Consider the following 24,780-nt stretch of genomic DNA (forward strand, 5'->3'; position numbering starts at 1 on the left):
GCGATGACTCCCTTGCCTGCACCGCTGCGCTGGTTGCACTCGCTTGAGTGGCGCCGTGGTTTCTTCGATTGGGCACGCAGTGATGGCGTGACCTGGGTCTATATCTTCAAGGTGCTGATCGCGGCCTTCCTGACGCTGTGGCTGGCGATGCGCCTGGAATTGCCGCAACCGCGTACCGCGATGATCACCGTCTTTATCGTGATGCAACCGCAAAGCGGCCAGGTGTTCGCCAAGAGTTTCTACCGCTTCCTGGGCACCCTGGCGGGCTCGGCGGTGATGGTGTTCCTGATCGCGTTGTTTGCGCAGAACACTGAACTGTTCCTCGGTTCGCTGGCGATCTGGGTCGGCATCTGCACTGCTGGCGCGACCCGCAATCGCAACTTTCGCGCCTACGGTTTTGTGCTGGCCGGCTACACCGCGGCGATGGTTGGCTTGCCGGCCCTGGCCCATCCCGACGGCGCGTTTATGGCGGCGGTGTGGCGAGTCCTGGAAATCTCGTTGGGGATTGTCTGCTCCACGCTGGTCAGCGCCGCGATCCTGCCGCAAACCTCCAGCGCTGCGATGCGCAACGCCCTGTACCAGCGCTTCGGTGTGTTCGCGCTGTTCGTCACCGACGGCCTGCGCGGTCGCAGCGAGCGCGAAGGCTTTGAACGCAGCAACGTGCGCTTTATCGCCGAAGCCGTGGGCCTGGAAGGGCTGCGCAGCATCACCGTGTTCGAAGACCCGCACATGCGTCGGCGCAATGGCCGGCTGACGCGCTTGAACAGCGAGTTCATGGGCATCACCACGCGCTTCAACGCCTTGCACCAATTGCTCGAGCGCCTGCGCAGCCAGGAGGCCGATCACGTGGTGGCTGCCATCAAGCCGGGCCTGCAAGACCTGGCGGAACTGCTCGACGGTTTTTCCGGCCGTGCGCTCACCAGCCCCGATGCGGCGCGCCTGGCCAATCAGTTGAACGCCTACAAGGAAGGCCTGCCCGCCAAGGTGCGCAGCCTGCGCACCCGCTTCCAGGAAAGCGCCCCCAGCGACGCCGAGCTGTTGGACTTTCACACCGCCTATGAGCTGCTGTACCGCTTCGTCGACGACTTGCACAACTACGCCCAGACCCATGCATCCCTGGCGGATCACAGCCACGAGCGCGAACACTGGGACGAACCCTACACCCCCAAAACCAACTGGCTGGCCTGCGCCGCCTCGGGGATTCGCGCCTCGTTTATCCTGATCGTGCTCGGCAGTTACTGGGTGGCTACGGCCTGGCCCAGTGGCGCGACCATGACCCTGATCGCCGCGGCGACGGTGGGTTTGTCGGCCGCCACCCCCAACCCCAAGCGCATGGCCTTTCAAATGGCTTGCGGCACCTTGATCGGGGCGCTGGTGGGCTTTGTCGAAATGTTCTTCGTGTTTCCCTGGATCGACGGTTTCCCGTTGCTGTGCGTGATGCTCGCGCCGGTGATCATCTTCGGTTCGTTCCTGGCTTCGCGCCCGCAGTACGCGGGAGTCGGCGTCGGGTTGCTGATCTTCTTCAGTACCGGCTCGGTGCCGGACAACCTCACGATCTACAACCCCTATACCTTCATCAACGACTACATCGCCATGGTCATCGGCATGCTGGTGTGTGCGGCGGCGGGCGCGATCATCCTGCCGCCCAACAGCCGCTGGTTGTGGCGTCGGCTGGAGCAGGACTTGCGCGAGCAAGTGGTGTTCGCCATCAGCGGCAAACTCAAGGGCCTGGCGTCGGGTTTCGAAAGCCGCACCCGCGACCTGCTGCACCAGGCCTACGGCTTTGCCGCCGGGCAACCCCAGGTGCAACGCAACCTGCTGCGCTGGATGTTCGTGGTGCTGGAAGTCGGCCACGCGATCATCGAGTTGCGCAAGGAACAGGCGATCCTGCCGGTGCACCCGGCGTATGCCGAGTCCCAGCCGTGGCGCCAGGCGATCCGGGTTATGGGCCGTTCGTTGGTGCGGCTGTTCCTGCAACCCAGCGCCAGCAACCTGGAGCGCAGCCTGGTCGCCGTGGACCACGCCATCAGCCGGGTGCAGGCCACCGACGAACCCTTCGCCCCGCACTTCGACACCTCGGCCCTGCGCCGGGTGAAAAGCTACCTGCACTTTATCCGCACCTCATTGCTGGACCCGCAATCACCCCTGGCTGCCCTCAAGCCCGAAGGACCCGCCCATGCCTCGTGAAATCGCCTTCCACGGCGTCTACATGCCCACCATGACCCTGATGTTTCTGATCGCGGCGGGCCTGGCCTGGGCCCTTGACCGCTTTCTGGCCGGCTTTGACCTGTACCGTTTTTTCTGGCACCCGGCGCTGCTGCGCCTGAGCCTGTTCGCTTGCTTGTTCGGCGCCCTGGCGCTGACCGTCTACCGTTGAGAATGCCCCGATGAAAAAGTTTTTCAGCCTGCTCGCGACCTTGCTGGTACTGGCCCTGGCGATCTGGATTGGCCGCACGTTGTGGGTGCACTACATGGAAACCCCCTGGACCCGCGATGGCCGGGTGCGCGCCGACATCATCAACGTCGCCGCCGACGTCACCGGCGAAGTGGTCAACGTTCCGGTGCGTGACAACCAGTTGGTGAAAAAGGGCGACCTGCTGATGCAGATCGACCCTGAGCATTACCAGATTGCGGTCAAGCAGGCGCAATCCCTGGTGGCTTCCCGCAAGGCCACCTGGGAGATGCGCAAGGTCAACGCCCACCGCCGCGCCGACCTCGACGCCCTGGTGATCTCCAAGGAAAACCGCGACGACGCCAGTAACATCGCCGACTCGGCCCTGGCCGACTACCAACATGCCCTGGCCCAGCTTGAAGCGGCGCAACTGAACCTCAAGCGCACCCAGGTGGTGGCGGCGGTCGACGGCTACGTCACCAACCTCAACGTGCACCGCGGCGACTATGCACGCATCGGCGAGGCGAAGATGGCGGTGGTGGATATGAACTCGTTCTGGGTGTACGGCTTCTTTGAAGAAACCAAGCTGCCCCACGTCAAAGTCGGGGACAAGGCCGACATGCAGTTGATGAGCGGCGAAACCCTCAAGGGCCACGTGGAAAGCATTTCGCGCGGCATCTACGACCGGGACAACCCGGAGAGCCGCGAGTTGATCGCCGATGTGAACCCGACGTTCAACTGGGTGCGCCTGGCCCAGCGGGTGCCGGTGCGGATTCATATCGATGAAGTGCCGGAAGGTGTGCTGTTGGCGGCGGGGATCACCTGCACCGTGATCGTCAACCAAACACAGAACTGAATGTGGGAGCGGGCTTGCTCGCGAAGGCAGTTTGTCAGTCAACGAAAATATCGACTGATCCACCGCATTCGCAAGCAAGCCCGCTCCCACATTTTGACCGTGTCAGGCCTGTAGAAACGTCTCGTGCAAGTGGCGCCACAGCAGGGCGCCACTGGCCTGTTTTTCAAACACCACGGTCGATCGCCGATCGGTTTGGGCACCGCTGCCATCCACCTGCTGTTCGCGATAACTTACCGTCGCGCCACGGGCGTGTCGGTCAATCCCGGCAAACTCGCTGAGGCTGATCCTGAACCCGGGCCGCTTGCCGCCAGCCTGGCTGAACAGCTGGTTGAGCAGTGCAAAATCCAGTTGTTTGCCCGCCGGGGTGATCATGGAAAAGTCCGGCGAAAAACGCTTCAGCAAAACCTCCAGTGTTCCCTCGGGGGCTGTGCCGGCAAACCATTGCTCGATCTCGACATGGGCCTGGATCACTTCATCAAAAAAATCGCGGTAGTCAATCATCGTGTGGGCTCGCTGGCAGGGTGAAGCAGTGTCCGTACCTTGGACGCATCCAGGCACAGTACGGCAAATAATGGAAACAGGGTCAACGCCGCGGCAATCGCGAAGGTGACGGTGAACGAGTCCAGCGCAGCCAGCACCCCACTGAGCACGGCGGCACCGAGGCAAAAACTCAATTGCCGATTGATGTTCCACAAGGCGCTGGCATGCCCCATGCGCTCGGCCGGAATGTCGAGAAAGGCCAGGGTTTGCGCGGTGCTGCTGCACAGGCTGCCACCCAGGCCCATCAGGAGGTAGGCGAGCACCACGACAACCGGGTGCGGCTCGATCAGCAACAGGATGCCGAGGGCTTGCAGCAGCATGCCCGCCAGCAGCAGCGGCCTCGGCCCGCAGCGATTGAACAGTTTTTTGCTCAAGGCAATCGCCAGCCCCGAGGCCAGCGCCCACGGCAGCATCAGCGCGCCGATGAGGCTGGCGGTAAAGCCGAGGCCGTGCAGATAAAGAATCGCCACCAGGCTGGTGCCGATAAACACGCCCGGGATGAACAGGTAAACCAGCATCGCGACCCGCAGCATCGGGCGGCGAGCCTGGCCCAATACGTGACCGAGCTCCAGCGCCGGGCGTGTGGACGCGGGCGTGTCTGCCACCAGCCAGCGCAAGGTCAGCATCACGGTGATCAGCGCCAGCGGCAGGTTGGCGAAAAAGATCCAGCGCCACGACACGCTGTCCACCACCAGGCCGCCCAATGCTGGCGACAACGCCGGAATCAGCAGCGCCACCAGCATGACCCTGGCTGTCAGTTGGCTGCGTTCTGCCGGCGGAAAATGCCGATAGGCCAAGGCTTGCCCCACCGGAATCAACAAGCCGCCACCCAAGCCCTGCAACAGGCGCCAGCCGATCAGCGCTTCAATCGAGGCGGCCTGGCCCACCAGCACCGAGGCTACGCCGAACAGCAACAGGCTGACGGCAATCAACCGGCGCTCACCCAACAGCGCCGCCAGCCAAACACTCAGGGGAATGACGACGGTCAGGCCGAGCATGTAGGCGTTGCCGATCCATGCCAGTTGCGTGACCGAGGCGTGCAACTCGCGGGCGATGTCCGGGTAAGCGATGGTGGCGACAAACATGTTCACCAGGTCGAGGGCGAAGCCCAGTAGAAAGATCCAGGTGACTTTCGAGCGGTAGGTCATTGCGCAGTTCCTGCTGTGGATGGCGGCAGGGTAGGCGGGTGCGGGCACTTGGGAAACAGCGGTTTGACTGTTAGTTTGTCAAAAATATTTTGACAAAGGAGCGCGTGACCAATGGTCAGTCTGGATCGTTTCGACACCTTCAAGGCCGTGGTCGAGGCCGGTTCGTTGACGGCAGCCGCTGATGTCCTCGGGCAGACGCGAGCAGTGGTGAGCTTCAACCTCAAGCGCCTGGAAGCCGAGCTGGGCGTGACCCTGCTGACCCGCAGTACTCGGCAACTGGCACTGACCGATGCGGGCGAACGCTTTTACCTGCGCTGCACGCGCATGCTGGAAGAAGCGCGCCTGGCGGTGGAAGAGGCTCGTTCGGAGCACAGCCAGCTCAAGGGCACATTGCGGATCACCACCACCGTCGAATACGGATTGGCGGTGGTGGTGCCGGCAGTGGAAACCTTTCGCGGCCTGCACCCGGAATTGAACATCCAGTTATCCACCTCCTCCAGCCACGCCGACCTGATCTCCGAGCGCTTCGATGTGGCTATTCGATTGGGGCGGATGCTCGACTCCAATCATCGGGCGGTGCAGCTGTCGAGCTACGAAATCCTCGCCGTGGCTGCACCGGGGTTTGCCGGGGTCGCCACGCTGGAAGAGCTGGAGCAACTGCCCAAGCTGGGGCACGGGCGGCTGACGGAGTTGACGGTGCTCGACCCGGCCGGCCATGAGCACCTGTACCGTCCAGGCCCCGGCAAGGCTTCACTGGTTGCCGACAGTGCCGCCATTCTCCAGGCGTTTGCCGTGCGCGGGCATGGCGTGGCGATCCTGCCCCAGTGGCTGGTGCAGGAAGACCTGGATGCGGGGCGTTTGGTGCGGTTGCTGCCGGGGTATCGATTTGCGCCGCAGGGGGTGTACGCGTTGTACCCGGATACCCGGCATTTGCCCCTGAAAGTGCGGGCCTTCATTGATTTCATGAAAGGCTGATCAGCCGAGAAACCGTGTGGCGAGGGAGCTTGCTCCCGCTGGGGGGCGAAGCACCCCTGAAAAGGTCAGCGCATTCTTTCAGGAAACTTGGGCGGATGGTTTTGGGGCTGCTGCGCAGCCCAGCGGGAGCAAGCTCCCTCGCCACAGGGAGGCGGGGGCTCTTAGAGCTGGCCGCTCAGGCCAAAGCGTTTTTTCAAGACAGTCTCCAGCAAGCCCTTGGGCAACAGCGCCGCCATCCACGGCAATGCCCGGCAACCATTACCCGAGCGCAACAGGCGCGGCGGCGTGCCCTGTTGCACGGCCTTGAGCACGTCCGCGGCAAAATCGCGAGCGGGCGTAGGCCGATCCTGGGAGGCCTTGGCCCGGGCGCGGATGCTTTCGCGCAGTGGCCACCAGGGCGACTTTTCATTGATCAACAGTTCGGCCTGGGTGCCGGCGTTTTTTGCAAAACTTGTATCGATGGCGCCTGGCTGCACTTCCATCACCCGCACGCCGAACGGTGCGAGCTCCATGCGCAACGCATCACTCAAGGCATGCACTGCGGCTTTCGAGGCGCAATACGCACCGGCGAACGGTGTGACCAACACGCCGGACACGCTGCCGATATTCACCACCAACCCTTTACGGCGACGCAGGGCCGGGAACAGCGCTTGAGTCACGCCGACCACTGAGAATACGTTGGTCTCGAATTGCTGCTGCATCGCCTGGGTGCCGCCGTCGAGCAACGGACCCATGGCGCCATAGCCGGCGTTGTTGATCAGCACGTCCAGCTCGCCGACCTGCCCGGCCAACTGCGCCAGTGCAGCGCTGTCGTTGACGTCCAGTTGCACCGCGTTAAAGCCGGCGCTGGCGAGTGCCGCCACATCCTCGCTGCGCCGGGCGCTGGCCCACACGTCAAAGCCGGCTTGCTTGAAGGCGTCCGCCAGGGCACGGCCAATGCCACTGGAGCACCCGGTGATCAGTACGTTGGGCATGGATCAGTCCTTTGTCGTTATCAGTCAGAGAAGCTGCCTTGCAAATGCTCGGCACGAAATTCCAGGGTTTGCGGGCGGTAGCCGGGGCGCAGCGGCGGCACTGGCAGGCAGTCTTCCCAGGTGGCGCCGGCCTGCAGTTCGCCGGGGCCGCGATAGCGCGGGGCAGCGTACACGTTGTCTGCCAGGTTGACCGTATCGCCCGGCGCATACGCGGCGATGCGCCAACGCAGTTCGGTCAGCGGTACGTTGTTGCCGTTGTTCAAGGTGAGCTTGAGCGGGCGGTCTGCCGGGCATTCTTTCGGCGCGTAGACGGTACGCAGTTCCAGGCGTGCCAATTGCTGGGCCTCGCGGTTGTCCAGCCACACCACCCATACCGCCACCAGGCCCAGGCCGACGGCGGCCGCGAGGGAAACCGGCAACGCCCTGGCGGGGTAGCGCAGCAAGAGGATCAGCCAGGTGATAATCAGCAAGACACCAAAGAACATGGCAACAACCTCGAAAACGGAACGGGCATCCTAACCAAGCGTAGGTGGAGTTGACCATCTTCGGGTTCCCCGGCCCCAAAGAAAAAGCCCCCGGCCCACCGGCTGCGGATAGGGGACGCAGTCGGTGGGGCGGGGGCTTGTTGTGCTGCTCTGTTTACTGCGCGATGGTTTTTACCGACACGCCACGCTCGATTGGCGTGGATCGACCGTAGATATCTTCAAAGCGTTCGATATCGTCTTCACCCAGGTAGCTGCCGGACTGCACCTCGATAATCTCCAATGGAATCTTGCCCGGGTTACGCAAACGGTGCACCGAGGCAATCGGGATGTAGGTGGACTGGTTTTCGGTGAGCAGGAACACGTTCTCGTCACAGGTGACTTCGGCGGTGCCGCTGACCACGATCCAGTGTTCGGCGCGGTGGTGGTGCATCTGCAACGACAGGCACGCGCCCGGTTTCACCGAGATGTGCTTGACCTGGAAGCGTCCGCCCATATCCACCGAGTCGTACGAGCCCCATGGACGGTACACCTCGCAGTGGTTCTGGGTTTCGCTGCGGCCCTGCTCGTTGAGGGTGTTGACCATCTGCTTGACGCCCTGGACCTTGTCCTTGTGGGCAATCATCATCGCGTCCTTGGTTTCCACCACCACGATGTTTTCCAGGCCAATCACCGACACCAGCTTGCCGTTGCCGTGGATCATGCAGTTCTTGCTGTCCTGGATCACCACGTCGCCCTTGCTGACGTTACCGTTGGCGTCTTTTTCATTCACGTCCCACAGCGATGCCCAGCAACCCACGTCGCTCCAGCCGGCAGTCAACGGCACCACGCAGGCCAGTTGGGTTTTTTCCATCACGGCGTAGTCGATGGAGTTGTCCGGGCAGCAGGCGAAGGTGGATTCGTCGATGTCGATGGTGTCGGCGGTTTGGTTGCTGCGTTCCAGGGTCAGCAGGCAGGTGTCGTAGATGTCCGGGTCGTGTTTTTTCAGCTCTTCGAGGAAGCGGCTGGCACGGAACAGGAACATGCCGCTGTTCCAGAAATAACCACCGCTCTTGACGAATTCGGCGGCGCGTTTTTCATCGGGTTTTTCCACGAACTGTTGCACGCGGCTGACGCCTTCGGGCAGCAGCGAATCGTTGGTCGACTTGATATAGCCGTAGCCGGTCTCCGGACGGGTGGCCGGCACACCGAACAGCACCATTTCGCCACGCTCAGCCGCCACAGTGGCCAGGGCCAGGGCGCGTTGCAGGGCTTTCTGGTCATCCAGCACGTGGTCGGCGGGCAGCACCAGCATCAGTTCGTCGCGGCCTTCGTTGACCAGCATCATCGCCGTCAGGGCCACGGCCGGCGCGGTATTGCGGCCGAACGGCTCCATCAGGATGCGCTGGGTTTCCAGTTTGCGGGCAGCCAGTTGCTCGTTGACGATAAAGCGGTGGTCCTTGTTGCACACCACGATGGGCGCGTCCATGCCGTCGAACACCAGGCGCTCCAGGGTTTGCTGGAACAAGGTGTGCTCGCCGGTCAAGGCCAGGAACTGCTTGGGAAACTGTTTACGCGAAAGCGGCCAAAGACGTGAGCCGCTACCACCGGAAAGGATTACTGGGATCATGGTGTTTCTCCTTGAATCAAATTTGGTTAGAGCCTGTGGGAGCCGGGCTTGCCCGCGATGGCATCACCTCGGTGTACCTGATACACCGAGTTGTCCGCATCGCAGGCAAGCCAGCTCCCACAGGGGGCAGCGTCAATCTGAAAATCTAATCAGCGGGTCGACACAGGGCGTTTCACCCACACTGGCGACAGGTTGGCGCCGGTGCCGGTGACGTACAGCACTGCGGCCTCACCGCGTTCCAGAGCTACCGGCTTCACGTCGCCGACTTTTTTATCGCCTTCATACAGCGCCAGGCTGACCTTCACCGGGTTGATCTCGCGCTCGCCACGGCCCTTGGCGGCCACGGCCTGGACCACGTCGGTCTTGCCATCGGCGGTTTTCAGGGTCAGCGACTTGTCACTGAGGTTCTGCACGCGCACCAGGGATTTCTGCTTGTTCTTGAACGGCGGTTCTTCGATCAGTTGCGGTTGGCCGCTGCCGCTGCTGACCAGGGTGTAGTAGTGGTCGGCGGCGAGCTTGACCGGCAGGGTCTGGCTGCCGACCTTGGCGCTGTAGTCACCGCCCGGCATGAAGCTGAAGTCACTGCTGGCCAGCGGTGCAACCTCGTTGAGGTTGGTGCTGCCGACGGTGGCGCTGACTTCCTGGTTGCTGGCGTTGTACACCCGCACAAAGCTCGAGCCTTTTGGCGCGACGGGACCGTAGAGGGCGGCGTCGCCACCGGCGAAGGCGGACATCGAAACAACGCTCATGCCGGCGACGAGGGCAAAAGTTTTTGCGAGGTTAGTAGTGAAAGTCATGTGAGTTACCTCTCTTTCAGTTTTGCGCCCGGTCGGGCGTCTCGGAGTTCATGTTTTTAACGGTGGGGGTGTTGATAGCCATGTTCTGTTGGCGCATACCGGCTTGTTTGAGCTGCGCAACCCACTGCGGGTCGGCATCGCCGATTTCGTTGTTCACAGGCAAATAACGCTCGGGAAACTCCCAGATCAGCACCTGTGGCGGGCTGTTCTTGAAGTCGTCGCTTTTCAGGTAGCTGAGCATCGGCAGGATCGGGCCGTGGCCGTCTTCGGAGTAGTTGATGACGTCGCTGCCCAGGGCTTGCTTCAGCGCGCCGACAAAGTTCCAGTTCGGGTTGGCGCTGTAGCTGGTGCCCACCAGGGCCACCGGGGTTTCACTGTCGGTGAACAGCGCATCGTCGCCTTTGGTTTCAGCCAGGTGCGTCACGCGTTTTTGCAGTGGCTCCTTGGGCGGCATCAGGTTTTCGAACAGCGGGTCCAGCGGCAGGAACAGGCGCAGGTCGCCCTTGTGTGGCTCGGTCTTCTCGGCTTCGGTGACAAAGCGTTGAGGCTCGCCGCTCAGGGGCGTCTTGTTGGCAATTGTCTTGGCCAATTCTTTGGCCGCCACTTCAGCGCCGTCCGGGGTCCAGTGGGTGTCGGTGCGCAGGAACACTTGTTGGCCGTGCAGCTTGGCCTGTTGCAGCGGACCCATCAGGTCAGGGGCGACGATCTTGTCGGCGGCCATGCGGGCATGGAAGTCCTGGTACAGACCTGCGCGGATGCTCGCCGGCTGCACTTCACCCAGGTGTTCCGGGTACAGCCGCACCTTGGCCGGCACGATCGCCATCACCAGTTGGATACCCTGGGCCTTGAGCTTCTGGCGCACGCCTTCCACCAAGGCATAGTTGCCTTGCAGGTTCTGGTCTTCGTTGACGATGGGGTTGAATTCCTCGTCGCTGTACAACCAGTGGTCGCGGCCAATCACCACGCCAGGGCGGCCTTCGTTGAACAGCTTGTAGTCCAGCGCTGCCCAGAGGTTGGTGCCCAGGCGCTTGATCGGGAACTGGTCGTCGTAGTGGGTCTCGACGGCCTTGGTCCAGCGGCCGTTGAGCACGGTGGCGTCGGCGTTGGTGCTGAAGCCCAGGAAACTGCGCATCGACCAGGCGCCCAACGCCAGCAGCACGGCGAGGAACAAGGCGATGTAGAGGACGCGTAATGAACGGGTCATGGTCGGCTCCCTCAGAACTGGAAGTAAAGGAACGGCGAGAAGCTCTGCGCCGAAAGTTTGAGAATCGACGCCACGAACAGCAGCAGTACTGCGGCGCGCATGGCGTAGCGTGGCCAGGTGGCGCTCCAGTAGGCCGGTTGCACGGTGGCCTCGGTGCCCACGGTGTAGCCGGGCTCATGGATGCTGCCCGGGTTGTCGCCCGGTACGGCCTTGATCAAGCCCGGTTGCGCAGTCGCCGGGCCATCGGCCTGGGTGTTCACCGCAGGCTTGGTTTTTTCCGGTGGGCGGTTGCTGTAGAAGTCCCGCAGGCCGAAGAACGCCAGGGTTGCGTACGCCACCACCAGGGTTGCCACTTGCAGGCCGGTAAGGCTGGCGCGGTTGAGTTCCGACAGCGACCACTCGCCGAAGCTGAACATCGCGCCGTACATACGGCCGGCGACGTGCAGGTTTTCCGAGCGGAAGATCACCCAGCCCATCACCACCAGCAGGAAGGTGAAGGCCCAGCGCACAACGTTGAAACTGCGCGGTGCGGTGTTGAGGCCGATGGCTTTTTCAATCGCCAGCCACATGCCGTGCCAGGCGCCCCACACGATGTAGGTGATGTTCGCACCGTGCCACAGGCCACCGAGGAGCATGGTCAGGAACAGGTTGCGGTAGGTGGTCAGCGTGCCTTTACGGTTGCCGCCCAGGGTGATGTACAGGTAGTCACGCAGCCAGGTGGACAGGCTGATGTGCCAGCGCCGCCAGAACTCGGTGATCGACTGGCTGATGTACGGCTGCTTGAAGTTTTCCATGAAGCGAAAACCCATCATCAAGCCCAGGCCGATGGCCATGTCGCTGTAGCCGGAGAAGTCGAAGTACAGCTGCGCGGTGTACGCCAGTGCGCCGAGCCAGGCATCGCCGGTGGTGGGGTTTTGCAGGGCGAAGCAATGATCGGCGACCACCGCCAGGGTGTCGGCGATAAACACCTTCTTGATGAAACCCTGCATGAACCGCGTGCAGCCCTCGGAGAATTTATCGAGGGTGTGGGTGCGGTTGTTGAACTGGTCGGCCAGGTCGCGAAAGCGCAACACCGGGCCGGCAATCAGATGCGGGAAGATCGCCACGAACGCCGCAAAGTCGATCAGGTTGCGGGTGGCCGGAGTGTCGCCGCGGTACACGTCGATGATGTAGCTGATGGACTCGAAGATGTAGAACGAGATCCCGATCGGCAACAGCACGTGGGTGAGGATGAAGGGTTCCAGGCCCGCCGACTTCATCATCAGGTTGATGCTGTCGACACCGAAGTTGGCGTACTTGAAGTAGCCGAGGATGCACAGATCGACCGCCACGCCCAGCAGCAGCCAGCGCTGGGCGGGCTTGGTGCGCACGCCTGCCGCACCGACCTTGAGGCCGATCCAGTAGTTCCACAGCGTCACGGCGGCGAACAGCGCCAGGAAGTCCACTCGCCACCAGGCGTAGAACACATAACTGGCAACCAGCAGCAGCAGATTGCGATAGCGTTGCCCGCTCAGGTAGTACAAGCCGAGGAAGATCGGCAAGAACAGGAACAGGAACACATTGGACGAGAAAACCATCCCGATCTCTCCATGTTTAACCAACAGTCAAGGGCCAACGGCCCCCCCCAAACCCCCCACCGAAAACGGAGAGGGGCGGTATTACATTCCCACTGACGAAACCGGCTCAAAATGTGGGAGCGGGCTTGCTCGCGAATGCGGTGTGTCATTCAACACAGAGGGCGACTGACACAGCGCCTTCGCGAGCAAGCCCGCTCCCACATTTGAAGTGCGTTTCGTCAGCTGCCTTTGTTGCCTTTCTCATGCGCCGGGTCGTAGACCTTGGTCAGGTCACCCCCCAGGCGGAATGTCTTGAACGGCTGCATCCCGTGCTTGCGCTCGATCACATCCGGGGCGCAGGTGTAGAGGGTGCAGAAAGGCTCAAGCCAGGCAAATTTCATGTCTTCCTTGAGGTCCTTCATGTCCTGTTCCTTGCCGTTCTTCTGCTCGAAGATCTCCGGGTCTTTCACCCCGGCCAGCACCTTGTCACCCAGGCGTTTCAATGCGCCGTTGTTTTCCTGGCGCAGGTCCACACCGTTCACCAGGGCAAAACTGGCGATCATCGCCAGCGGCGGCAGGGCGTAGTTGTGGTACGACAGGGCCCGTTGCTGACGCTTCAATTCGTTCGGCAGGAAGCCTTGGGCATCCACCTGGTTGGCGCCGACCTTGTATTCCTTCACGGCCCAGTCAAACAGGTCGCGGCGGTTCACGGCGACGGAGGTCGCCATCACCGACCAGGCAGCCCAGTAGGAGTGGTTGTTGGTTTTATCCAGCGGCAGGTTGTCCCAGTCGCTCACCACCTGGTCGGCCATTTTGCTGAACCAGGCTTCGATCAACTGCGACTCCTGCTGGTGGTTGGCCAGCGGATGAGAGTCGGAGAACTTCAGGCGCACATAGGCCGACGCCATGCTGCCCAGTGCCCATTTGCGCATGGACTTGCCGGTGTGGTTGAAGTCCTTGGACATCAATGCATCGGCCTTGGCCCAGCTCGTGAGCCAGTTCAGCGTGCATTCCAGCTGCTCCGGACGACCGTCGCGCATGAATTGCATCACGCGTTTACTGGTGTCTTTTTCCAGCTTGGTGATGTCGGCGGTGCTGTCGCGAAAGGCTTTTTCGGACTGCACATTCAGGGTGGAACGAGCCTTGTCCGAACCTTCGTACTTGCTGCGAAATTGCAGCGAGCCGGTGTACGGCGCCGGCATGGCGTCGCAGTCATTCTTGAAGTCGCCGGTCTTGAACGCCTCGATCGGCGCAAAATAGCCTTGCGGCGGACGCAATGGCGCGGCGGCATTGACGGAGCCGGCGAAGATCGCCAGGCCCAGCAACGATGGAATCAATAACTTCTGCATAGGTAACCTCATTGCCCGGCCGAAGCAGTCTGTTGACCACCGGCGGGGAATACGTTGCGTGTGCAAATTTTCGCTTCGACTTTCTGCGCGGCCTGGCCCGCTTCAGGGCCCTGCACTTCCACGGCCAGCAGGTTTTGCGTGGCCCAGTCTTCATCGGTACGCAGTTCAAAGGCGAAACGCCCGTCTGTATCGGATGTTTCGGGTTTCTCGATCTTGATGTCCTCGTGGCGCCCGTTCATGTACCAGAGGGTGGCTTGCAGGGTTTTCACCGATGGGTCGGCGAAGCGGATGTCGACCTGGTGACTGCTGTTGCGCAGGTCTTTGTTCGAACTGTTCACCAGCAATTCGTTCTTGCCGGGTTTCAGCGTGGTGCTGGCGCTCATCTGGGCGGTCTTGCCTTCACAGCCGTTGTCCAGCAGCGACATCATCTGGCGGTAGATGGTCTCCTGGTCCAGGCGATACAGCGGCGAGAATTCCCAGATCAGGATCTTCGGCGGGGTCTTCTGGAATTCTTCGCTGCCCAGGTACTGGATCATCGAGCCTTCCAGGCCACCACCGGGGAAGGCGACGTTAAGGATGTCGGCACCGATTTCCTGTTCCAGGAAGCCGGCGAAATTGTAGTTCTTGCCACTGTGGCTGGTACCCACGAGGGTGATCTGCGGGTTGCCGGAATCACCGAACAGGTCGCCGTCTGCCGCTTCGCCCTTGGGCTCGGTGGTGAACTGGTCCATGTACTGGATCGCGTAGCTGGTGCCGCACAGTTGCCCGGCCATGTTGTGCAGGGTGCCGGTCTTGCCCATGCGCCCGGACCGTTTGGTCTCGAATTCGCGCTGGGGGATGCCGGCAAATTCAGGCATCGCCCGCACTTTCGCGCCGACGATTTTGGCGGTGCGCTGGGCGCCGTATGGCGTCCAGTGTTGGTCGCCGCGGAAGTAGAAATCGTGGGCCGGCAATTCATCCGGCAGTTGCTCGTTGGTCAGCGGCGACAGGTCCGGTACGACGTAGCCCATCTTGGCGAAGCGCCCGAGCATGGTCTTGTAATTGCCCAGGGCCTTGTCGAAATCGAACCTGGCTTTCTCTTCAGGGTTGAGCTTGTTGCGGTTCACCAAGCCACGGGTCGGCTGGTAGACCACCACCAGTTCCACGCCCTTGCTCTTGAACGCATCGTGCAGCTGCTGCATGCGTTTGTAGCCGGCGGGGCTGGTGTCGAATTCGGTGCGCAGGTCTTCCTGGGTCCGGAACAGCCAATCGCCCTGGGCTTGCACCAGGGTGGTGAAGTTCTGCTGGTAGCGGGTGGTGTAGTTCTTCGCGTCGTGGGCGGCCGGGCACAGGCTGCAGCACGGTTCGGCGGTGAAGGTTGGCGCCTTGATTTCGTCGGCGCGCACGCCCTGGCTGGCCGCGAGCAGGCCGAGGGTCAAACCCGAAAGGCTGAGCAGTTTGATCATGTGTGGGTGCATAAAGGTCATCCTCAGTCCTGCATTTCGGTCTGGCGTTCGACAGGGTCGATCAGCACGGCTTTCTTCTGGCGTACCAGCAAGTCGAGGATCTCTTCCTGGCGATCGCCAAGAACGCCCGAGAAGCTGATGCCACTGGATTTGGTCGGCGCAAGCATCGATACGCGGTACAGCTCGACGCTCAACGGCGAGTCGATGGACAGCGGCCCGCTGCCGTTGGCGGCCAGTTCACCGCCGACCACGATCAGCGAGACCTTGGTGTCGAACGGGTCGAGGGCGATGTCGCGGTCGGTGTCGGTCAAATCCTTGATGTGGCCGTACACGCCGGTCAGCCCGTTGGCCATGGCAACGTTCTCGTACAGGCGAATGTTCACGCTGTTACGCACGCGGATGCCGTGGCGACGGTTGCTGATCACCTTGTTGCCCCACAGCAGGTTATCGCCGCTCTCATAGAGGGTGATGCCGTCGGTGTGGTTGCGGTAGATCTCGTTGTCGGCGATCAGGTTGTTGACGCTGTTACGGTCGATCACCAGGCCCGAGAGCTTGTTGTCGAAGCTGCGGTTGTTGAAGATGAAGCTGTCGTTCACTTCCCGGGAAATGATGATGCCGTGCTTCTTCTTCGTGCCGTAGACGGTGTTGTCGGTGATGATCAGGCCGTGTGAACGGTCGTGGGGGTCAATGCCGTAGACGATGTTGTCCTTGTAGGTATTGCCCTTGAGCACAAAGCCGGTGGTTTCGTAGCAGTAGAAGCCGTACCACATGTCCGAGAACTCGGAGTCGACGATCCAGCCCGTCGGTTCAGGACGCTTGAGCACCTTGGCCATGTTCGGCGTGTATTGGGAAATACTCACGCCATACGACTTACTGTTGGCGTAGCCGAAACTGGCCATCTTGCTATTGGCGATGTAGGTCTCGGTGCCGCCCCAGGCCAGCAGGAACGGACGGAATTCCTTGGGCGACTGGAAGGTTGCGGGGCCGTTGGTCTTCTCGCGCCAGCCGGTGATTCTGGTGTCACGTACGAACAGCTGGCCGTCGTTGATCAGGAACGAACCGGCTTCCTGGGACAGGCGCAGCTCTTGAGTCTGCTTGTCGATTTCGAGGATGCCTTTACGGCCCACCACGATCGGCAACTTGGCCAGGAACACCCCCGGCGAGGTTTCGCTGAAGTACTGCTTGGGCACTTTCTTCAGCAGGTCCTTGAGGTTCAGGTAGCCGTCGTCGACAAAGATCGCCTGGGGAATGCCGTGCTGGCGCACTACCCATTCGGCCATCTTGTTGTCGCCGCCGATGAAGTCCTTCAGGGCGTCTTCCTGCATCATCCGGCGGATGCTGATTTTGCCTGGCTTGGTACGCACGATCTTTTTCGCGATATTGGCCGCGGTGTAGCCGGACACGTCCGGCAGCGCAGGCTTGGCCATCTCCAGCGGCTCGGTCGGCGGGCTGGAGATGGTGTAGGTCTTGGCCTGTTGCAGCTCTTTGGCGATGGTCGGCGCTTTGTCGGCGAAGGCCGAGGCGCTGGCCAACAGCATGGCCGCGACGAGCAGGCTTTGAGACTTCATTGCGCAGGCTCCCATCAGAACTTCCAGATCACGTCGACAAAGGCGCGATGCATGTACGAGTCGACCTGGCTGCCATAGGCGTCGCCCGGCTTGAACACGCCTGCACGGAAGCGCACCAGGGCCGACGGCTCGTCGATCGACTGGCTGAGCCCGGCCGGCAGCAGGCCTTTCTTGAAGTACTTGGTGACCACCAGGTCCATCTCCTGGCCGAGATCTTTCTTGCCGTCTTCAAGCGGCAGGGACGTGCTGGACAGGATCGCGCCGGTCACGTCATCGGTGTTGTTCTGCACGGCATCGATGCCGTTGCTGCCCACCGGCTTGTTGCCGTCGACGCGCCAGAACTTGTGGTACACAAGGCTGGCGTCATAGTCCTCGCGCAGCTGCCAGGACCCGAACAGGCTCATGGACTGCATGTTGTTCATCTCGCCGCGAAACGCTTCGCCGAAGCGGTGGACGCGGGACTGGGTACCGGTCCAGTTCGAACGGTTGCTTTGCAGGCCGTTCTGCTCGTATTCGGCACTGGCGCGGGAGTAGGCGGCGCCCACTTGCCACTGCGGGTCGAGGCGCAGGCGTACACCCAAATCGGTGGCCCAGCCATTCACGTCATCGCTGCGCTTGGCGTTGGCCGGGCGGGTGCCGTCGGCGTTCAAGGCGTTGACCGTGTCGCGGTCGCCCTGCATGCCGGTGACGCTCGCCCAGTAGTTGACGGTGTTGGTGTTGCGCCAGTTGTAGGCGTCGCTGTTGGCTTCGATGCCGAGCCAGGTCAGGTCGCCGTTCTCGCGCTTGTCCAGCGAGTCGGTGGCCACGCCCGGTTCCGGGTAGTCGAGCTTGCCGTCATCATGGGTGTGGTGAGCGCGCAGGCCGATCCACTGGCCTGGCGTCCACTGGTAGGCGGCGTCGGCGTACAGGTGCTGACGGTCCTTGTCCTTGGGCGACAGTTCCTTGAGGTCGGTGCGGTATTCGCTGAAGCGCTCGGCGACGCCGACATTGGCCTTGAGCAAGGTGGTGTCGAAGGTCCAGTTCAGCGCTTCGATATTGGTGTCGCGCCATTGGCCGTCGTCATTGCGCAGGCGTTGGCGACCGAGCTTGAGGATCTCGCCGGGGTAGGGCGTGAAGCCGCCATAGGCGACCCAGAACTCGCGCATCGCCAGGTAGTTCTTCTTGCTCTTGCGGTCGTCATTGCTGGTCTGTTGAGTGGCGTCATCCGAGGACTGTTGCAGGGTGTCGGTCTCGATGATGTCGCTGGAGGTCACGGCCTGGCCCATGGCGTAGGCGCTCCAGTTGCCGCTTTCACCGTAGATCCACGGGCGCAGGTCAAGGCCGATGCCGTTGACGTCGCCGCCTTTCTGGGTGCCCAGGTCGCGGTCATCTTCGGACTGGCCGGTGACTTTGACTTCCAGGCCGAAGTTCTTGGCTTCGGTCAGCGCCGCCAGGGTCGGGCACGACCACAGCAGGGCGAAGGTCAGGCCGATACCGGCCTTGACGAATGGGTTGAGCTTCATAGGGATTCCTCGCCGTCTTCTTCTTGCAGGGCGTGCAATTGCAGCGTGCTTTGGGCCAGGGTGCCGCGCACGGCCAGCTCCTGTTGCACCAGGCGTTGGCCTTCGGCGCGTTGTTCCGGGGTCAGCGGCGCTTCGAGCTGGGTCGCCAGGTCGTTGGCTTCCGGCGTGTCCTGGGCCTTGGCCAACTGGCTGAAGACATAGGCGTTAAGCGGGTCGGGCTTGGTGCCCTTGCCTTGGGAAAACAGCTGGGCAATCGCGAAGTCGGCGCTGTTCTGGCCGTTGCGCGCAGCGGTCAACAGATGGTCCAGGGCCTTTTGCGAATAGACCTTGCCCAGGTAGCCACGGCGGTAGATCTGGCCGAGGTAGTAGTCGGCGGCGACTTCGCGGCCGACGGCTTTCTGGAAGTGTTCTTCGGCGGCCTTGGCGTCAGCCGGGACCCACTTGCCTTCGTAGTAGAGCTTGCCCAGCAACAGTTCGGCGCGGGGCTGGTCGGCGGCGCGGCCGTTGTCGAGGTACTTCATCATCTGGTCGACGTCGCCCAGTTCCGGGAAGTCGTAGAGCAGTTGCGCCAGGCTGACCCAGGAGGCCGGGTAGCCGGGGGCGATTTTTTCCAGCAGGGCCTGGGCGGTTTTTTCGTCGGTCTTGCCCAGGCTTGCATCACCCAGTACACGAGCCACGCTGTCGACCCGTTGGGCGGTGACGGTGCCGCGGCTGTAGCCGGCTTCCATCTGCTTGAGCAGGTCGGCCTGTTTTTCCGGCTCGGCTTTTTTCTGGTAGACCGTGGCCAGCTCGACGTAGCAGATATCGGTGGTGTTCAGCGCCGCCTTGCAGATGCTTTCCACTTCATCCAGGTGCTGGTCGTAGGTGTCCTGGGTGCGATACAGCAGCACCTGGGCGAGACCGGCTTCCGGGTAACCCGAGGCGCGCCATTTGCTGATCTGCTGCTGGGCGTTGATGTTCGGGAAACTGTGCGGGTATTGCAGGTAGAGCATTGCCAGCGGGATCAGGGTGTTGCCTTCGCCATTGGCAAAGGCTCTTTTCAGCAGGCCTTCGGCTTCATGGTGTTCGGCTTCGGTCGCGCCGGGCTTGGCCACCAGCAGGCGGCCCAGGCGTGCCTGGGCACGGGGCGATGTATCGGCGGCCGCGCGGTACGTCGCTTCGGCCTGCTTGATTTGCTCGGGGTCGCGGGTGCCGACCTGGATATCCGCCAGGCCCACTTGGGCCTCGCTGTAGCCCAAATCCGCGAGCTGCTGGTAGTTCTGCTGGGCAGTGACGGTGTCGCCACGTTTCAGCGCTTCATTGGCCAGGCGTTGGTCGGGCAGACCGGCGCAACCGGCGAGGCTGACCGCAACAGCCAGCAACGCCACAGTTCCCATGTGGGAGCGGGCTTGCTCGCGAAGGGGCCCTGTCAGTTGATGCATGTGTTGGCTGACACACTGCTTTCGCGAGCAAGCCCGCTCCCACAGGGATTGCGGTGTTTTTGAGAGAGTCATCACAGGCATGTCCTCTGCTTACAGACCGTTGGCCATGGCTTTGTCGATCAGCCAGTTCAGGGACGGGCCGCGATCGCTGGTCACTTCAACCGGGCGACCGGCGTAGGTGCTGTCCAGCGGGGCATCGGGTTTGATCTGCACGCGGATGTCGGAGGACATTTCGCTGCTGTTCAGGCTGGTGCTGCTGACGATGGTGCCGGTGCGTACCTGCTCTTCATCCGCTACCTGGAAGTTCACGCGGGTGCCCGGGCGAACGTCGGCAAACTGGCGATAGGAGAAGCGCGCATCAACGTTGGCCTGGCTGCCGCGTGGCACCAGTTGGAAGATCACGTCGCCCTTGCTGGCGTACTGACCGTCGGCGACCAGTTGCTGGGCCACGACGCAGTCGCACGGGGAGGTGAGGGTGCCGGTCATTTGCTTGCCGAACAGCTCTTCGACCTTGGCCGGTTGCAGCTGGTCTTCGTCCAGATGGCCCTTGAGTACGTCGAGCATGCTGGTGCTGAAGGTTGCCAATGGCGCGCCTTTGGCGGCGACCGCATCGCCTTTGATCAGGCTTTGCACGGTGCCATCGCGGGGCATGGTCACGTTCATCCCGGGCACGCTCACCAGGCCGGAGGTGGCGTGGCTGACGAAGTACATGCCGTACACCGATTTGACCACGAAGCCGAATGCCGCCAGGCCCACCACGAAGATCCCGAGGCTGAAAGTCACCGCCCGCAGGCGGCCACCGACGCTCATGTTGCTGCCGCCGTCCTTGACCTTGCGCGCCTTGGTGAAGTTGTCGCGTTGCAGGGTTGCCAGCACGTCACCCATGGTTACGATGTCACCGGCCAGGTGCGAGGTGATCAGGTGGCGCAGGGTGGAGATGTCTTGTGCATCGAGGTTCTGGAACTGGCAACCGGTGCGGCCGGTCTGGCGGTCGTAGGAGCGAATCTGCAGCTCGACGTCCATCGCCAGGCCCAGGTTGTCGATCACGAATTGCAAGCGACCCTTGTGCACATCGCCGACTTTCAGCGGCTGCTGCGGGGCGTTGAAGGCCAGGCCGCCGGCTGACAGGTCGATCACCCGCACTTCCATCGGTGTTTGATCGGCGCCGAAGAAGCGCAGCTTGGCCGGGATTTTGACCCGGGCGTGTTGGCGCTGGGCTTCGGATTCGTGGACAACGTTGGCGTTTACTGGGCTATTCATGGTGTTTAGTTCCTAGTTAATTCAGGCTTGGCAGGGTCAAACCATCATCAGCAACACGGCGACGAAAATGCTGCCGGCGGAGAAGGTCATGGTCCGAGACGACCAGGTGTTGAACCAACGTTGAAAGCTGGCCAAATCGCGGGTCAGTTTGGTGTCCTGGCGGGTCCAGGACTGTTGATCAAGGCGGAAGAACACGTAGATCTTCACCAGCGCGCCCATGATCTGGTTGTAATAGAGAATCACCGGGTAAGCCGGGCCGATCTTGTGGCCGGAGCACGACAGCAGCAGGGTCAGAATCAGGCGGGTGATGCCGATCCACAGCAGGTAGGCGAGGATGAACGCGCCGCCGTATTTGAAGGTGGCGATGATCGCCACGGTCAGCCCCAGCAGGGAGGTCCACATCGACACGCGTTGATCAAACAGCACGATGCTGGTGAACAGGCCCAGGCGACGCATACCCAGGCCCAGGGCACGTGAGTTCTGGCGCAGGTTGTTGCCGTACCAGCGGAACATCAGTTTGCGGCTGGCCTTGATAAAGCTCTTTTCCGGCGGGTGTTCCACGGTGTGAATCGCGGCATCCGGCACATAAAAGGTGTCGTAGCCCAGGCGCATCAGGCTGAACCAGCTGGACTTGTCGTCACCGGTCAAAAACTTGAAGCGGCCCAGGCGCCAGTGTTGCAGCGAGTCGCTTTCCACATCGGCAATGAAGCCCGGGTCGGTGACCACGTTGGCGCGGAATACCGACATGCGGCCGGTCATGGTCAGCACGCGTTTGGACAGGGCCATGGAGCACATGTTGATGTGGCGCTGGGCGAAGCGCAGCTTGTGCCACTCGCTCATGATGTAGCCGCCGCGCACTTCGCAGAACTCGTTGGTGGTCAGGCCGCCGACATTGCCGAACAGCTGGAACCACGGCACGGTCTTGCGCACTACGCCCTCGGCGAGCACGGTGTCGCCATCGATCACGGCCACTACGGCACGGTTGTCCGGCAGGTGGCGGGAGATGGCGCGAAAACCGAAGGCCAGGCCGTCACGCTTGCCGGTACCGGCGATGCGCACGAAGTCCAGCTTGACGTGGTCGGGCGGGTTCATCCTGGCCCACAGGCTCTTGACCAGCAGCTCATCGGACATTTCCACCAGGGAGCAGACCACGGTGGTAGGGAAGCCACATTCGATGGCCTCGCGGATCACCGAGCTGTAGACCTGGGCCGTGGTCAGCGCGTCGATCCGAAAGCTGGTAACCATCAGGAATACGTGGGACGGGTCTGCCGCCTTGCCCAGCTTGCGCACTTTGCGCCGCAGGTGCGGGTAGACCACGTACAGGAACAGCATGCCGCGAAAGAAATGCGTAGCACCCATCGAGTAGCGCCAGATACCGACGGCGCCAATCAGGAAAATAAAATTCTTCGACTCTGAGTCGAACGTACTCGCCGGCAACAGCAGGGCGAGTCCCATCAGCAGGCTCAGGAAAAACAGCCAGCCGGCAGATTGGAGGAGTAAGTGTTTTAACTTGGACATAGGCGTCATTCCGCAGGTGAAGGAGGCTTCAAGCAGCAAGCGCCGGGGATCAGGACGCTTGCCGCTTGAAACTTGCCGTTGCTGTTACCAGCAAATGCCTTCGGTACGGCCGCTCACGCTGGTGGCCTTGGACATGAAGCCCACCAGGTCGACCACTTGCTTGCCGTGGGGTGCGTTGTGCGCCAGGGCACGGAACTTCTCATCGCGGTTGCCCAGGATGATCACGTCGGAGTTGTTGATCACTTCGTCGAAGTCCGAGTTGAGCAGGGACGACACGTGAGGGATCTTGCCTTCGATGTAGTCCTTGTTGGCGCCGTGCACGCGAGCGTATTCGACGTTGCTGTCGTAGATGCTCAGGTCGAAACCCTTGCCGATCAGCATCTCTGCCAGTTCCACCAGCGGGCTTTCGCGCAGGTCATCGGTGCCGGCCTTGAAGCTCAGGCCCAGCAGGGCGACTTTGCGTTTGTCGTGGCTGGAAACGATGTCGAAAGCGTTTTGCACCTGGGACTCGTTGCTGCGCATCAGCGAGTTGAGCAGCGGCGCATCCACGTCCAGAGAGCCTGCGCGGTATGTCAGGGCGCGCACGTCCTTGGGCAGGCAGGAACCGCCGAAGGCAAAGCCCGGGCGCATGTAGTACTGGGACAGGTTGAGGGTCTTGTCCTGGCAGACCACTTCCATCACTTCGCGACCGTCGACACCTACCGCCTTGGCGATGTTGCCGATCTCGTTGGCGAAGGTCACTTTGGTCGCATGCCAGACGTTGCAGGTGTACTTGATCATCTCGGCGACGGCGATGTCCTTGCGGATGATCGGCGCGTCGAGTTCTTCGTACAGCGACTGCAGGACATCGCCGGAAGCGGTGTCGAATTCACCGATGACGGTCATCGGCGGCAGGTCGTAGTCGGCGATGGCGGTGCTTTCACGCAGGAACTCAGGGTTTACGGCGACGCCGAAGTCGACGCCGGCTTTCTTGCCCGAGCAGTCTTCGAGAATCGGAATCACCACATTGGCCACGGTACCTGGCAGCACGGTGCTGCGGACCACGATGGTGTGACGGGAGGTCTTGTCACGCAGGACAAAACCGATCTCGCGGCACACCGATTCGATGTAGTTGAGTTCCAGGTCGCCGTTCTTCTTGCTCGGCGTGCCGACGCAAATCATCGACAGGTCGGTATCACGGATTGCCTCGGCGAAATTGGTGGTGCCGCGCAGTCGGCCGGTTTGAACGCCCTGGCTTAACAGCTCGCCCAGACCCGGTTCAACGATGGGGGATTTACCCGCGTTGATCAGGTCGATCTTTTCCTTGGAGATGTCTACGCCAACGACCTCATGGCCCCGTGCAGACAGGCAACCGGCACATACCGCGCCGACGTAACCCAAACCAAATATGCTGATGCGCATCGCATTTACCTCATTGTTAATCGTGCCACTAGATGGCCGGAGTTCATGTTTTGAAGCGTCACCCAGGCACTGGGAAGTGCGACGAATAAACGTCGGTATATCCAGTGCAGGCATACTAAAAGTCGAGTGACTAACTAATGCACTCAAGTTGTGCGCAACTTGGCCTTATTGTTGGGGCTTGCCCTGAAATGCAGCCAGCCTTCCTGGGGAAGGGCCTGGCGCCAGTGCCGCAAGGCGTTGACAGGGGCTTTGAGCCCTTATATATCAACGGCTTGGGTTGTCTCACTGACCCATACAGGTGAGCTCAGCCTTGGCCTTGTCGGAGAAAGTAGTGAAACCTTTGCGTCCGCCTTCAACTAATCAGTTGATGATTTGACCATTGAGTCAAAGTTATATGACAACTTTGCTACTTCCCTTGGTCGCCACGTAAGTCATCTCTTACATCTTCAGAGATAATCGTTACCGGTGGTATGAGCGGTGCTTTAGGACATAGTTCCTGTCCACTCATCCTGTTTCCGGAAATTTCTTGAAATATTAGGAAAGATGGCACTAGTACTATTCTGATAGCACTTGCTATTTAGGCCAGTAGTTGCGGGGAGTTGCGAGGGGTAAATAGTTTTGTGCCACTACTGTTTTAAAAAAGTGGTGCCACTACGAAAAAAATTGACGAATGTCGAGTGAAATAAATGTTAGGGAATCTGAAGAATTATTTTTGACGCCAAATAAATGACGAATTCGGAATTGGAATGCAAACAAAATGTGGGAGGGGGGGGGGGGGGGGCG

20 protein-coding genes are annotated in these 24,780 nt (G+C 61.4%); 4 read left to right on the forward strand and 16 right to left on the reverse strand.

The genetic code is table 11. From position 1 onward, the window contains the following. The first annotated feature begins 3 nt into the window (after nucleotides 1–3). From AC3WKX_RS27600 to AC3WKX_RS27610, 3 genes are read left to right on the forward strand one after another with little or no spacing between them, the layout of a single operon-like run. Nucleotides 4–2,187 carry an FUSC family protein gene (locus AC3WKX_RS27600; protein ID WP_003216260.1) on the forward strand — a complete coding sequence of 728 codons (2,184 nt, stop codon included), beginning with the start codon at nucleotides 4–6 and terminating at the stop codon, nucleotides 2,185–2,187. After that, nucleotides 2,177–2,377: a DUF1656 domain-containing protein gene (locus AC3WKX_RS27605; protein ID WP_003216262.1), complete on the forward strand. Its 201-nt coding sequence runs from the start codon at nucleotides 2,177–2,179 to the stop codon at nucleotides 2,375–2,377. The genes AC3WKX_RS27600 and AC3WKX_RS27605 overlap by 11 nt, the downstream gene beginning before the upstream one ends. Before the next feature lie 10 nt (nucleotides 2,378–2,387). Then, nucleotides 2,388–3,248: an efflux RND transporter periplasmic adaptor subunit gene (locus tag AC3WKX_RS27610; RefSeq protein ID WP_087692839.1), complete on the forward strand. Its 861-nt coding sequence runs from the start codon at nucleotides 2,388–2,390 to the stop codon at nucleotides 3,246–3,248. A gap of 102 nt (nucleotides 3,249–3,350) precedes the next feature. Here AC3WKX_RS27610 and AC3WKX_RS27615 read toward each other — a convergent pair whose 3' ends face one another. After that, the gene (locus AC3WKX_RS27615; RefSeq protein ID WP_102606053.1) at nucleotides 3,351–3,749 is read right to left on the reverse strand and encodes a DUF4440 domain-containing protein; all 399 of its coding nucleotides are present in this window, start codon (nucleotides 3,747–3,749) and stop codon (nucleotides 3,351–3,353) included. Continuing rightward, the gene (locus AC3WKX_RS27620; protein ID WP_087692838.1) at nucleotides 3,746–4,936 is read right to left on the reverse strand and encodes an MFS transporter; all 1,191 of its coding nucleotides are present in this window, start codon (nucleotides 4,934–4,936) and stop codon (nucleotides 3,746–3,748) included. The genes AC3WKX_RS27615 and AC3WKX_RS27620 overlap by 4 nt, the downstream gene beginning before the upstream one ends. Nucleotides 4,937–5,047: 111 nt before the next feature. On the opposite strand from AC3WKX_RS27620, the gene AC3WKX_RS27625 reads away from it, so the two are divergent. Beyond that, nucleotides 5,048–5,911 (forward strand): LysR family transcriptional regulator, encoded by an 864-nt coding sequence (locus tag AC3WKX_RS27625; protein ID WP_003216270.1) that lies wholly within the window; start codon nucleotides 5,048–5,050, stop codon nucleotides 5,909–5,911. A 161-nt stretch (nucleotides 5,912–6,072) separates the two neighbouring features. Here the strand turns inward: AC3WKX_RS27625 and AC3WKX_RS27630 are convergent, their stop codons facing one another. From AC3WKX_RS27630 to AC3WKX_RS27695, 14 genes are all read right to left on the reverse strand, one after another. Further along, nucleotides 6,073–6,885, reverse strand: coding sequence for an SDR family oxidoreductase (locus tag AC3WKX_RS27630; RefSeq protein WP_102606054.1), 813 nt, complete (start codon nucleotides 6,883–6,885; stop codon nucleotides 6,073–6,075). A gap of 20 nt (nucleotides 6,886–6,905) precedes the next feature. After that, a complete protein-coding gene (locus AC3WKX_RS27635; protein ID WP_003216273.1) occupies nucleotides 6,906–7,370 on the reverse strand; it encodes a hypothetical protein in 465 nt (154 codons plus the stop codon). 154 nt (nucleotides 7,371–7,524) lie between these two features. After that, nucleotides 7,525–8,976: a mannose-1-phosphate guanylyltransferase/mannose-6-phosphate isomerase gene (locus AC3WKX_RS27640; protein ID WP_003216275.1), complete on the reverse strand. Its 1,452-nt coding sequence runs from the start codon at nucleotides 8,974–8,976 to the stop codon at nucleotides 7,525–7,527. Between the two features lie 149 nt (nucleotides 8,977–9,125). Beyond that, nucleotides 9,126–9,773, reverse strand: coding sequence for an alginate O-acetyltransferase AlgF (locus AC3WKX_RS27645; protein WP_008434181.1), 648 nt, complete (start codon nucleotides 9,771–9,773; stop codon nucleotides 9,126–9,128). Nucleotides 9,774–9,789: 16 nt separating this feature from the next. Beyond that, nucleotides 9,790–10,977: an alginate O-acetyltransferase gene (locus AC3WKX_RS27650; protein WP_102369877.1), complete on the reverse strand. Its 1,188-nt coding sequence runs from the start codon at nucleotides 10,975–10,977 to the stop codon at nucleotides 9,790–9,792. 11 nt (nucleotides 10,978–10,988) lie between these two features. Continuing rightward, nucleotides 10,989–12,554 (reverse strand): MBOAT family O-acyltransferase, encoded by a 1,566-nt coding sequence (locus AC3WKX_RS27655; protein ID WP_008434176.1) that lies wholly within the window; start codon nucleotides 12,552–12,554, stop codon nucleotides 10,989–10,991. A 218-nt stretch (nucleotides 12,555–12,772) separates the two neighbouring features. Further along, a complete protein-coding gene (locus AC3WKX_RS27660; protein WP_003216282.1) occupies nucleotides 12,773–13,882 on the reverse strand; it encodes a mannuronate-specific alginate lyase in 1,110 nt (369 codons plus the stop codon). 8 nt (nucleotides 13,883–13,890) lie between these two features. Next, nucleotides 13,891–15,339 (reverse strand): alginate O-acetyltransferase, encoded by a 1,449-nt coding sequence (locus tag AC3WKX_RS27665; RefSeq protein WP_087692876.1) that lies wholly within the window; start codon nucleotides 15,337–15,339, stop codon nucleotides 13,891–13,893. Nucleotides 15,340–15,350: 11 nt separating this feature from the next. Further along, nucleotides 15,351–16,910 carry a mannuronan 5-epimerase AlgG gene (algG, locus tag AC3WKX_RS27670; RefSeq protein ID WP_102606056.1) on the reverse strand — a complete coding sequence of 520 codons (1,560 nt, stop codon included), beginning with the start codon at nucleotides 16,908–16,910 and terminating at the stop codon, nucleotides 15,351–15,353. Next, nucleotides 16,910–18,397 carry an alginate export family protein gene (locus AC3WKX_RS27675; RefSeq protein ID WP_003216288.1) on the reverse strand — a complete coding sequence of 496 codons (1,488 nt, stop codon included), beginning with the start codon at nucleotides 18,395–18,397 and terminating at the stop codon, nucleotides 16,910–16,912. Before AC3WKX_RS27675 ends, algG begins: the two co-directional genes overlap by 1 nt. Beyond that, on the reverse strand, nucleotides 18,394–19,818 hold the full coding sequence (gene algK / locus AC3WKX_RS27680; RefSeq protein ID WP_371858894.1) for an alginate biosynthesis TPR repeat lipoprotein AlgK: 1,425 nt from the start codon (nucleotides 19,816–19,818) through the stop codon (nucleotides 18,394–18,396). Before algK ends, AC3WKX_RS27675 begins: the two co-directional genes overlap by 4 nt. 90 nt (nucleotides 19,819–19,908) lie before the next feature. After that, complete coding sequence (locus tag AC3WKX_RS27685) at nucleotides 19,909–21,078, reverse strand: alginate biosynthesis protein Alg44 (RefSeq protein ID WP_003216292.1); 1,170 nt, start codon at nucleotides 21,076–21,078, stop codon at nucleotides 19,909–19,911. A 36-nt stretch (nucleotides 21,079–21,114) separates the two neighbouring features. Next, a complete protein-coding gene (gene alg8, locus AC3WKX_RS27690) occupies nucleotides 21,115–22,596 on the reverse strand; it encodes a mannuronan synthase (RefSeq protein ID WP_173883003.1) in 1,482 nt (493 codons plus the stop codon). Nucleotides 22,597–22,680: 84 nt separating this feature from the next. Then, entirely contained in the window at nucleotides 22,681–23,997 is a 1,317-nt protein-coding gene (locus tag AC3WKX_RS27695) for a nucleotide sugar dehydrogenase (protein WP_003216295.1), read from the reverse strand. Nucleotides 23,998–24,780 lie beyond the last annotated feature (783 nt).

It is taken from the genome of Pseudomonas sp. GP01-A4 (assembly GCF_058780865.1).

Excerpts from the sequence above, each read along its gene's own strand:
- AC3WKX_RS27625 (WP_003216270.1), top strand. The coding sequence starts at position 5,048 with ATGGTCAGTCTGGATCGTTTCGACACCTTCAAGGCCGTGGTCGAGGCC.
- AC3WKX_RS27615 (WP_102606053.1), bottom strand. The coding sequence starts at position 3,749 with ATGATTGACTACCGCGATTTTTTTGATGAAGTGATCCAGGCCCATGTC.
- AC3WKX_RS27635 (WP_003216273.1), bottom strand. The coding sequence starts at position 7,370 with ATGTTCTTTGGTGTCTTGCTGATTATCACCTGGCTGATCCTCTTGCTG.
- AC3WKX_RS27685 (WP_003216292.1), bottom strand. The coding sequence starts at position 21,078 with ATGAATAGCCCAGTAAACGCCAACGTTGTCCACGAATCCGAAGCCCAG.
- AC3WKX_RS27655 (WP_008434176.1), bottom strand. The coding sequence starts at position 12,554 with ATGGTTTTCTCGTCCAATGTGTTCCTGTTCCTGTTCTTGCCGATCTTC.
- alg8 (WP_173883003.1), bottom strand. The coding sequence starts at position 22,596 with ATGTCCAAGTTAAAACACTTACTCCTCCAATCTGCCGGCTGGCTGTTT.
- AC3WKX_RS27650 (WP_102369877.1), bottom strand. The coding sequence starts at position 10,977 with ATGACCCGTTCATTACGCGTCCTCTACATCGCCTTGTTCCTCGCCGTG.
- AC3WKX_RS27620 (WP_087692838.1), bottom strand. The coding sequence starts at position 4,936 with ATGACCTACCGCTCGAAAGTCACCTGGATCTTTCTACTGGGCTTCGCC.
- algG (WP_102606056.1), bottom strand. The coding sequence starts at position 16,910 with ATGGGAGCCTGCGCAATGAAGTCTCAAAGCCTGCTCGTCGCGGCCATG.
- AC3WKX_RS27665 (WP_087692876.1), bottom strand. The coding sequence starts at position 15,339 with ATGCACCCACACATGATCAAACTGCTCAGCCTTTCGGGTTTGACCCTC.
- AC3WKX_RS27630 (WP_102606054.1), bottom strand. The coding sequence starts at position 6,885 with ATGCCCAACGTACTGATCACCGGGTGCTCCAGTGGCATTGGCCGTGCC.
- AC3WKX_RS27660 (WP_003216282.1), bottom strand. The coding sequence starts at position 13,882 with ATGCAGAAGTTATTGATTCCATCGTTGCTGGGCCTGGCGATCTTCGCC.
- AC3WKX_RS27610 (WP_087692839.1), top strand. The coding sequence starts at position 2,388 with ATGAAAAAGTTTTTCAGCCTGCTCGCGACCTTGCTGGTACTGGCCCTG.
- AC3WKX_RS27675 (WP_003216288.1), bottom strand. The coding sequence starts at position 18,397 with ATGAAGCTCAACCCATTCGTCAAGGCCGGTATCGGCCTGACCTTCGCC.
- AC3WKX_RS27695 (WP_003216295.1), bottom strand. The coding sequence starts at position 23,997 with ATGCGCATCAGCATATTTGGTTTGGGTTACGTCGGCGCGGTATGTGCC.
- AC3WKX_RS27605 (WP_003216262.1), top strand. The coding sequence starts at position 2,177 with ATGCCTCGTGAAATCGCCTTCCACGGCGTCTACATGCCCACCATGACC.
- AC3WKX_RS27640 (WP_003216275.1), bottom strand. The coding sequence starts at position 8,976 with ATGATCCCAGTAATCCTTTCCGGTGGTAGCGGCTCACGTCTTTGGCCG.
- AC3WKX_RS27645 (WP_008434181.1), bottom strand. The coding sequence starts at position 9,773 with ATGACTTTCACTACTAACCTCGCAAAAACTTTTGCCCTCGTCGCCGGC.
- AC3WKX_RS27600 (WP_003216260.1), top strand. The coding sequence starts at position 4 with ATGACTCCCTTGCCTGCACCGCTGCGCTGGTTGCACTCGCTTGAGTGG.
- algK (WP_371858894.1), bottom strand. The coding sequence starts at position 19,818 with ATGCATCAACTGACAGGGCCCCTTCGCGAGCAAGCCCGCTCCCACATG.